The following is a 10,045-nucleotide window of genomic DNA, read 5'->3' as shown; positions in this document are numbered from 1 at the left end:
ATGCAAGACTTAAAGTTTCAGATTTTAGTATTTTAAATTTATTAGTGTAACTATTTAACAATTAAATGCTTTTCTCTGAAAATTCCTGCATCGTGTAGGCTTGTTTGCTATACCTATTTTTATTACTAACTGCTCTCTTAACACAAAAATTATAGTTCGATATTACTTCATACAAATTCAAGTTTTACATATTAGTTTCCGTGACTACTCAAGTGGGAGGCTCTCCTTCTGAAATGTCATTAAAGAAAGATTACCACTAAACGTGTTTAGTTACTATAATTTTAGATTAACTCTACATTCATATTTTCTAATTGCGAGCAAATTTTCTCATCTGGAACCTCATCTACAATGATAACATCTACATCTGAGATTTCTGCAAATTTATAAGTTGCATCATAATAAAATTTCTTGTTTTCTATCACTAAATACACTTTTTTCCCTGAACTAATAATAGCTTTTTTTGTGTTTCCATCTTCAATATCATAGGTTGTAATACTTTTATCGAACATATTAACTCCACAACTACCTATAAAGGCTCTGTTTACCTTGTGCTTTAATATACACTCTATAGCTGACGATCCTACAAAACCATTTACTTCTTTATTAAAGACTCCACCAGTGCCTATTACGTCCACATGATCCGATTTTGAAAATGTTCTAATAATATCAATCATGTTAGTTATAACTAAGAGCTTTTTATTGCCTTTTGCAATTTTCTCTGCAATTAATATATTTATGGATGATATATCTAAAAAAATTGTTTCTCCAGACTTTATAAGTTCAAACGCCTTTTCAGCAATTTTTATTTTACCTTCTGAATTAATATTTACTCGTCTCAAAATATCATCATGTGGTGCTAACTGCCTATTTAGTACCCCGCCACCATAAGTTCGTTTAATAATCCCCTGTTTCTCCAAAGTTTTTAAATCTTTTCTTATACAATCCTCTGTTACATCAAACTTCTTACTTAGTTCCTTTACAACTACTTTTTGATTTTCATTTAACAGCTGGATGATTTTCTCGAACCTCTCCTCTGCAAACATAGTATCCCACCTTACCCTATTAATAATTCATTAATTATTTAGTATAAACTTTTCTAGACCTTAAAAATAAACTTACCGTAACCTTACTTAATACTTTTCATCAATTGTTTTATCTATAAGTTAACATTGCCTCTTATTTTTTTATCTCCTTTAGCCTTTCTCCCCTCTTAACTTTTTACGTTAACTATCATATTTAATTTTATTTATCATTTTTAATAATATTTATCCTCAATATTAAATCTATCCATAATTTTCAATGTTATTTTAGCTCCTAAACTAGCAAATATTATATTTATAATTACATATTGAATTTTTCTTAATTTCATTATACAATAGGATTAAACAATAAACAATAATAACAAACAATAAATTACAACAAGATAATTAATTATACTTGCCGTACTTTTAAGAATACAATTTTAAATATAGTTTAAAATATAAATATAATCAGGAGGTAAGTTATGATAAGTGATAGAATTCAAAAACTAAAAACTGGTCTTTTTGAGAACAAACGCGAAGTATCTATTGAACGAGCCTTACTATATACAGAGAGTTATAAAGAAACCGAAGGTCAAAAAACAATTATAAGACGGGCAAAGGCAACTGCTCATATACTAAACAATGTAAAAATATCTATAAGAGATGAAGAGCTTATAGTTGGTAATAGAACAATAAAACCAAGGAGCGGAATTATCTCTCCCGAAATGGACCCTTACTGGATTAATGATGAACTTGATACGCTGGGCACCAGGCCACAAGATCCATTTTTTATATCAAATGAGGATAAAAAGACTTATAAAGAGGTTCTTTATCCTTATTGGTCAGGTATCTCTCTAAAGGATTTTATTAATAAAAGGCTTACCTCCGAAGTTCGTTCTCCCATACATCTAGATATTTTTAAAATTAATTAAACTGATAAGGGTCAAGGACATATAATACCAAATTTTGAGAAGTTAATAAATTTCGGCCTTGGCAATATAATTAAAACCGCAACCACTTTGTCTGAGGATCACCCAGATAATGATTTCTATAAATCATCAACTATTGTTCTTAAAGCATCTAGTGCTCATATTTTAAGATATGCAACTCTCGCAAAATTAAATGCTAAGCATGAGGATAATAAGGAACGAAAATTAGAACTTTTAGAAATAGCTAGAGTTTCAACAAAAGTCTCTATTGAAAAGCCTGAAACTTTTTATGAAGCATGTCAGTTATTATGGTTTTTATGCGTGATTTTCCAGTATGAATCAAATGCTAGCTCAATATCTTTAGGTGGTTTTGATAAGTACATGTATCCCTTTTATAATAATGACCTAGTATCAGGTGTTAACATCAATCATCTAAAAGAAATTCTAACTTGTTTATGGATTAAAACTAATGATGTAGTTTTAATTAGAAGTAGTGATAGTGCTAAATACTTTGCAGGTTTTCCAACTGGTTATACTATAACCCTTGGTGGACTTACATCAAGGGGGCGCTCAGCCGTTAATGCATTATCTTATGCTTCATTAGATGCTTATCAAGATATCCGCCTTCCACAACCAAATTTGGGTGTGAGGGTTAATGAACTTATAGAACCAGCTTTCTTAAGAAAAACTGCTGAAACGATAAGGTTTGGTACAGGTATACCTCAGATATTTAATGATGAAGTAATAGTCCCAGGATTTTTAAATAGAAATGTAAGTTTAGAGGATGCAAGAGATTATTCTGTAGTTGGTTGCGTAGAACTTTCAATCCCTGGAAAAACCTATGGCCTACATGATATCGCACTCTTTAATTTATTAAAAGTAATGCAATTAACTTTAACTGAAAATCAAAATGATAAGGACATTACTTTTGATAAAATTATAATTGCCATCAAAAATAAGATTGATATATACGTAAAAATAATGGTTGATGGTTGCAATATAGTTGATATATCACATAAGGAATTTGCACCCGTTCCACTCTTGTCATGTTTTATTGATAATTGCCTTCAAAATGGAAAAGATATAACATATGGCGGTGCAAAATATAATTTCTCTGGTGTACAAGGTATCGGTATAGCAAACTTAAGTGATTCACTCTACGCTCTAAAAAAGATTGTATTTGGCGAGAAAAGAATTTCCTTTAGTGAGCTAATAAAGGTTTTAGAGTGTAATTTTGAAGGTTTTGAGAATGAAAAACTCAGACTTCGCTTAATTAATAAATATGACAAATACGGTAATGATAATGACGAAGTAGATAATATCAGTTCAGATATTCTTAGATATTACGCAAAATCTGTTGAAAAACACGTAACTCCAAGAGGTGGAACCTTTGTACCTGGATCCTATACAGTATCAGCCCACATTCCCCTTGGGAAATCTGTAGGAGCTACGCCTGATGGACGTAAATCTGGTGAGCAGCTTGCTGATGGTGGCTTGTCCCCTATGATCGGCCGAGATATTCTTGGTCCTACTGCAGTGCTTAAAAGCGTAAGCAAACTAGATAACTACTTAACAACAAATGGAAGCTTACTTAATGTTAAGTTTAACCCTAAAACTCTAGAGGGCGTAAGTGGTGTTAATAAATTATCTGATTTTCTATTTGCCTTTATGAAACTAAAAATACAGCATGTACAGTTTAACATTGTTTCCGCAATCACTCTTAAAAACGCTCAAGCAAGTCCAAATGACTATAAGGGTCTAGTAGTAAGGGTTGCAGGTTACAGTGCATTTTTTATAGAACTCAGCCGTGAGATTCAAGATGATATTATAAGAAGAACTGAACATATTTTATAATAGGAAGTGATTATCTGAAAGCATTAATTTTTAATATTCAAAGATACTCCCTACATGATGGCTCTGGAATTAGAACAATTGTATTCTTTAAAGGTTGTCCACTTAAATGCCCTTGGTGTTGCAACCCTGAATCCACAAGATTCGATATTCAAAAGGTAAGAATCTCTAATAAGTGTATACATTGCAATCATTGCGCATTTGATGTGGATGAATGCCCAACAGGTGCAATTACTGAGTTTGGTAAATATATGACTGTGGAGGAGATTATGTGCGAGGTACAAAAGGATATGATTTTCTACCGTACATCTACCGGTGGTGTAACTCTATCTGGTGGTGAAGTGTTATCTCAAAGTGTTTTTGCAAAAGAGTTACTTAAAAAACTTAAAAACCTAGGTATAAATACTGCTATTGAAACTAGTGGACAAGGAAATACTAAGGATCTTATTAATCTAGCACCATATTTGGATCTAATATTATTTGATCTTAAAATAATGGATGAAAAAAAGTCAAAATTATTACTCGGTGCAGATATAGATTTAATAAAATTAAATATTGAAACACTAGTAAAAATGCATAAAAAAGTAATACCTAGAGTACCTTTAATACCAGGTTTTACATTAAATGATGAAAATATAAAGGCAATAATAATTTTTGTTAAAAGTTTAAACCTTACCGAAATTCATATTCTACCATTTCATCAGTATGGAAGCAATAAATATAAATTATTAGATAGAGAATATAAACTTATAAACATGTCTGTCCCTTCTAATGAAGATATAGAAAAAATAAGGAATGAAATGTTAAATAACGGTCTAAAAGTAGTTATTGGTGGTTAATTATTAATAATTCATAAAATATAAAACTCATTCACATGATATAACGTTATGTACAGATAAAATCAAGGATTATAATATAAATTTTTCTGTTTAACCCGATGGTATAAAAAAATGTTTACAAGAATTCAAATTAAAGTTATAATAAATGACAGATAAATATGTTATAATAATTATATACTGCATTTTATGATGTATAGAAAACATTTACATATTTTACATTATAGGCGCAGTTGCTATAACTTTAACAGTCAATTCTTATAAAATCAGAATCTTCCTTATATTTTAGATATAAGGGAAATTATAGGTGATGAGTAAGTATTTAATTTTAGGAGGCTATATTAATGGAAAAAACAGTTAAAATATTAAATGAACAAGGGTTACACGCAAGACCAGCTTCTATCTTTGTAAAAACTGCAAGCAAATTTAAGTCTACTGTTAGTATTGTACATGGTACTGGAGTTGCAAATGCAAAATCTATAATAAACATAATGAGTTTAGGTTTAAAAAAAGATGAAGAAATTAAAATTGTTACAGAAGGTGCAGATGAAAAAGAAGCTATGGCTGCTTTACTAAGCCTTGTAGAAAATAAATTTGGCGAAGAATAGTCAAAATTATAATTTAAAATGCTGTAGTAACTAAGCATTTATTACTACTCGGATATTTTATATAATTAATATCTGAGTAGTAATTTTTTTTGGATTTATTCTACTTTTTATTAGATAATTAAAATTAAAAAAAGATTGACATGTTCATGACAACTACTCATTTGCATAAAAAATTGCCTCATAGTATGCATTAGGCAACCACTTTTCATCTAATTTTAATTGTTTAGAAATTTTTGTTACCTCATCCCATTGGCCTTTTTCATAATTTATAATTAAATCGAGTAATCTTCTATAATCATTATTACTACTATTCCCATCTAAAGCACCCTTTACTTCAATTGGTAGCAATAGTTCCTGAAGTATTTGTTCTAGTGGTACCTCCAAAAGTAAATCAACCATAGAAAATAGACCTACTATATAAGCATTAAATGAATTAGCACCTTTTCTAATTTTACACGATATTAATTCTGCAAACCTTGCTCTTGTTAACGATTCTATCACTATAATTTCTGGTTTATCCTCCCCCATAGTTTTGAAAACTATTAAATATAACCACTTTTTTATTTCTTTTTATTAACTCTTCTATTCTATCTATATCGAAACTTCCACTATTAATTTCCTTCAATAATTTCATATAAACAATCTTATTTTCTGATATTCTTTTTCCTGAAACTATTAGCGGTCTACTAAAATAATAGCCTTGGAAGTATGAATACCCAAATGAAACTGCTTCATGGAATTCTTCCATAGTTTCAACTTTTTCTGCAATAAACTTTATATTTGGAGAGTTCACCTTTTCAATTACTTTTCTTCTTTCATAACCTTTAGTTATTTTAAAATCCACTTTAATTATATCTGCGAGTTCTATAAGCTTTATGTACTTGCTTGAATAAACAAAATCATCCAAGGCTATTAGATACCCCTATTTTTTTAAACCTTTACACAGCTCTATTATTTTATCAGTAGGTTCTATATCCTCTAATATTTCAATTATCACTACTTCTGGTGGTAAAACCATAAAGATATCAGATTTTAAAATATTTTCAGTAAAATTAATAAAAGCTTTTTTACCTCCTACCACTTTATCAATTCCTATATTTACAAAGCTGTTTTTTATAACCTCAATAGTTGCCTTATCTCCATCTTCATTCTGGTATATGTTTTTTTCACTATCTCTAAATAACAATTCATATCCAAATAATTTATTGAATTTATTAAGAATTGGCTGTCTTGCTAAAAAAACATTCATAACTACCTCCTTATTAAAATCCATTTATAATGTATTATATTTATTATACATAATATTACACGTATTTACAATATCACATATATCATGCACTATATTTTGTTTGTATTATTAATAATATAACCGGATCGCAAACCAATATAAACATTTTTTACTATTATAAATGTATAAAATAACAATTAACCCCCGCTTTAAATTAAGACGAGGGTTAACTATTATTTTAAACTATCATATATCTTAGATAAATTATCTTCCATACTCTCTATATAGCCTTTATTATCTTCATTACTTTCTATTGTATATATTTTTTGTACTTTAGCTCCTACCTCTTTTGCAAGAGTTTCAGACACTCTAGGACTTGCAAGCTCCTCCATAAAAATCACTTTCACTTCATATTTTTTAGATAACTCAACTATTTTTTTTAGTTTTTGAGGGGTAGGCTCTCCTCCTGCAAATACATCTTCTACACTATTTTGTATTAACCCAAAATCTCTGCACAAATAACCAAAGGCAGCATGACCAGTAACAAAATTCTTGTTTTTTACCCCTGCGAATTTTGTATTGTATTCACTATAAAGCTTATCAAGTTTCTTTGAAAACTCTTCATAATTTTTTTCATAATACACTTCATTTTTCTTGTCTGCTTTAACCATTGCGTTTTTTATGTTTTTAGTTTGAATTTTAGCATCTTTTAAGCTAAGCCATATATGTGGATCGAATTGTCCATGCTCCTTAACTTCATCCACTCCACTTTTTATTGGACTTATTCCAAGCGAGGAATTAACGACAACCAAATTTTTATTATCTATAGAAGTTAGAGTTTTGTCAACCCAGGTTTCCATTCCAAATCCGGAATAGACAAATAAATCGGCATCACTTATACTTTTCATATCCTTTATTTTCGGCTCAAAATCATGGGGTTCAACACCTTCTGGTATTACTGTTGTTACCTGTATCTTATCTTTACCCACAGCCTCTGCAAACTCCTTCAATGGATTAAAAGACACTACTACCTGTAGCTTCGATTTATCATTTTTAACGTTACTTGTAGCTTCCTCGTTCATATTAAGTGTAGACTTTGAACATCCAACTAATGTAAATATAATACATGTCAAAAACATCATGCTAATAATTTTTTTCAATATTTTTTCACTCCTTAAGTCATTTCCTTCAAATTACTTACAAATATTACTTATAAATATTAAAAGCCCCTAAAAGGCTCTTATCGTTTGTTGCAAATCATTTGCATTACCTCTTATAATATACTCAAATATTTGCAACTTGTCAATACTTTAATTATTGCCATAATTCAAGTTTCTACCTTATGACTCTTAATCTTATTTAACATACAAAAAAGTATGTATCATTACAATACACACTCTTTTCCATAACTAAACATAAATCATAAAAACTTAACCTTATTATATTTCCATTATTATAGGTATAATTATAGGTCTTCTCTTAGTTTTTATATATAAGAATTGGCCTAAAGCATTTCTAATACTAGATTTTATTACTGCCCATTCTTTAATTTTATTATTTAAGCACTGTTCTAATTCTTTTCGTACTATGTCTCTAGCCTCATTAATAAGTTCATTGGATTCTTTCATATATACGAATCCTCTAGTTATTATGTCTGGCCCTGCTACAATGCTATAAGTTTCTCTTTCTATAGTAACTACTACAGTAAGTATACCTTCTTCAGCTAAGTGCTTTCTATCACGAAGTACAATGTTTCCAACATCTCCAACTCCAAGTCCATCTACCATTATAGCTCCAGTTTGAACTCTTCCAGCTATTCTACATTCGCTTGGAGATACTTCTAATATTTGTCCAGTTTCTGCTATAAAAATATTATCTGGACTCATTCCTAATTTTTCTGCAAGTAACGCGTGTTGTTTAAGATGTCTATATTCACCATGCACTGGCATAAAGTATTTAGGACGTACTAATGCATGCATTAATTTTAATTCTTCTTGACACGCATGCCCTGAAACATGAATCTCTTCTGTAGTATTATATATTACATTAGCTCCCTTTTTAAATAGTTCATTTATAACATTATATATGAACTTTTCGTTCCCTGGGATAGGAGATGCAGATAAAATAATCAAATCTCCCTTTTGTATCTGAATGCTTCTATGCGTAGCTGATGCCATCCTAGTTAATGCAGCTAATGGCTCACCTTGGCTACCTGTAGTTACTATTGTTACCTTATCATCAGGATAGTTATGAAGATCTGCTACAGTAACTATAGCTTCAGCTGGTATATGCAAATATCCTAGATTCATAGCTATTTCAGATATTCTTTCCATACTTCTTCCACTAAATGCTATTTTTCTTCCGTAGAAAATTGAAGCATTTGCAATTTGCTGTATTCTATGGATATTTGATGCGAATGATGCTACTATAATTCTACCTTCAGCTTTATAGAAAATTTTCTTCAAATTTTCTCCAATTACTTTCTCGGATATAGTAAAACCAGGACGCTCTACATTAGTACTATCAGCCATAAGTAGTAAAACCCCTTGACCACCTAATTTTGCAAATCTCTCTAAATCTATAACTTCTCCGTCTATTGGAGTATAATCTATTTTGAAATCTCCCGTGTGTATAATTCTTCCAATAGGAGTGTGTATACAAAGCGAGCATGCGTCTGCAATACTATGACTAACTCTTATAAATTCTACACTAATTTTATCAAGCTTAACTATTTCTCCAGCTTTTACTATATTTAGTGTACAATCTGCTAGTATACCATGTTCTTGTAACTTGTTTTCTACAAGTCCTAGTGTTAGACACGTTCCATAAACTGGCACATTCAACTGTTTTAAAACATAAGGTAATGCTCCTATATGATCTTCATGACCATGTGTTAGGAAAATCCCTTTTACTCTATCTTTATTTTCCAAAAGGTATGTTATATCAGGAATTACCAAATCTACTCCATACATGTCTACATCCGGAAATGAAATTCCACAATCTATAACAATAATTTCTTCTTTATATTCTATTGCAGTAATATTTTTCCCAATTTCTCCAAGTCCACCTATTGGGATAACTCTAATTTTGTTTTTACCCTTACTTCTATAATTATTATTCACTATTTCCCCGATTTCTAAATATTAGGCATTCTATTCATCCAATATTTTCGTTCTGTCGACTAAACAAAATGGTAGTATCACAGAATACAATTGCTTAGGTCAGCGCCGCTTACTCTATTTAACATTTATCAGTTACGGAGCCGCTCATCTTTTTTAAAGATGCATTAACAATTTCATAAGGAGTTTTAGATTTCCACCCATAAAATGAGATACGTCCTTATGAGATTTCATTAATTTACTATTCCAAGTGTTTTTTTCTATTAACTAACCATAAATCAGGTTTTCACCTACCTTTTTTTTATATTTTTATTACAATTACTTTATAAGTATTTATTTTTGTGAGAGAATAGTTTGTATTGCCGATATCCAAATCTAGCTAACCTATCTCTACTATACCCTTTTACCTTGCCGTAACAATTCAATAAACTCAGCTATATCAATTTACTTTA

The 10,045-nt window shown here is 30.0% G+C and carries 8 protein-coding genes and 1 pseudogene; 3 read left to right on the top strand and 6 right to left on the bottom strand.

Going from position 1 to position 10,045, the window contains the following annotated elements; all coding sequences use genetic code 11:
• Window positions 1-281: 281 nt before the first annotated feature.
• Complete coding sequence (locus tag KPL37_RS11420) at window positions 282-1,043, bottom strand: DeoR/GlpR family DNA-binding transcription regulator (RefSeq protein WP_216149417.1); 762 nt, start codon at window positions 1,041-1,043, stop codon at window positions 282-284.
• A gap of 461 nt (window positions 1,044-1,504) precedes the next feature.
• Between KPL37_RS11420 and KPL37_RS11415 the strand changes: the two are divergent.
• The 3 genes and pseudogenes from KPL37_RS11415 to KPL37_RS11405 all read left to right on the top strand — a co-directional run bounded on the left by KPL37_RS11415 (window position 1,505) and on the right by KPL37_RS11405 (window position 5,246).
• Window positions 1,505-3,805: pseudogene (locus KPL37_RS11415) on the top strand (formate C-acetyltransferase).
• Window positions 3,802-4,641 carry a [formate-C-acetyltransferase]-activating enzyme gene (locus tag KPL37_RS11410; RefSeq protein ID WP_343216256.1) on the top strand — a complete coding sequence of 280 codons (840 nt, stop codon included), beginning with the start codon at window positions 3,802-3,804 and terminating at the stop codon, window positions 4,639-4,641. The pseudogene KPL37_RS11415 and the gene KPL37_RS11410 overlap by 4 nt, the downstream one beginning before the upstream one ends.
• Before the next feature lie 341 nt (window positions 4,642-4,982).
• A complete protein-coding gene (locus KPL37_RS11405; protein WP_216149415.1) occupies window positions 4,983-5,246 on the top strand; it encodes an HPr family phosphocarrier protein in 264 nt (87 codons plus the stop codon).
• Between the two features lie 153 nt (window positions 5,247-5,399).
• Here KPL37_RS11405 and KPL37_RS19770 read toward each other — a convergent pair whose 3' ends face one another.
• From KPL37_RS19770 to KPL37_RS11390, 5 genes are all read right to left on the bottom strand, one after another.
• On the bottom strand, window positions 5,400-5,774 hold the full coding sequence (locus KPL37_RS19770; RefSeq protein WP_246578243.1) for a YuxH family protein: 375 nt from the start codon (window positions 5,772-5,774) through the stop codon (window positions 5,400-5,402).
• On the bottom strand, window positions 5,761-6,153 hold the full coding sequence (locus KPL37_RS19765; protein WP_246578242.1) for a YuxH family protein: 393 nt from the start codon (window positions 6,151-6,153) through the stop codon (window positions 5,761-5,763). The genes KPL37_RS19770 and KPL37_RS19765 overlap by 14 nt, the downstream gene beginning before the upstream one ends.
• 15 nt (window positions 6,154-6,168) lie before the next feature.
• Window positions 6,169-6,495, bottom strand: coding sequence for a YuxH family protein (locus KPL37_RS19760; protein ID WP_246578241.1), 327 nt, complete (start codon window positions 6,493-6,495; stop codon window positions 6,169-6,171).
• 212 nt (window positions 6,496-6,707) lie between these two features.
• Window positions 6,708-7,637, bottom strand: coding sequence for a metal ABC transporter substrate-binding protein (locus tag KPL37_RS11395; RefSeq protein WP_343216255.1), 930 nt, complete (start codon window positions 7,635-7,637; stop codon window positions 6,708-6,710).
• A gap of 276 nt (window positions 7,638-7,913) precedes the next feature.
• Window positions 7,914-9,596 carry a ribonuclease J gene (locus tag KPL37_RS11390; protein ID WP_425514036.1) on the bottom strand — a complete coding sequence of 561 codons (1,683 nt, stop codon included), beginning with the start codon at window positions 9,594-9,596 and terminating at the stop codon, window positions 7,914-7,916.
• Window positions 9,597-10,045: the final 449 nt, after the last annotated feature.

The organism is Clostridium frigoris (assembly GCF_018861865.1).
In the GTDB taxonomy this organism is placed as follows: Bacteria; Bacillota; Clostridia; order Clostridiales; family Clostridiaceae; genus Clostridium_AD; species Clostridium_AD frigoris.
This window is presented reverse-complemented; position numbering and strand designations above follow the sequence as displayed.

Coding starts and splice junctions, on each gene's coding strand:
- KPL37_RS19770 (WP_246578243.1), bottom strand. CDS start 5,774: ATGGGGGAGGATAAACCAGAAATTATAGTGATAGAATCGTTAACAAGA.
- KPL37_RS19760 (WP_246578241.1), bottom strand. CDS start 6,495: ATGAATGTTTTTTTAGCAAGACAGCCAATTCTTAATAAATTCAATAAA.
- KPL37_RS11405 (WP_216149415.1), top strand. CDS start 4,983: ATGGAAAAAACAGTTAAAATATTAAATGAACAAGGGTTACACGCAAGA.
- KPL37_RS11420 (WP_216149417.1), bottom strand. CDS start 1,043: ATGTTTGCAGAGGAGAGGTTCGAGAAAATCATCCAGCTGTTAAATGAA.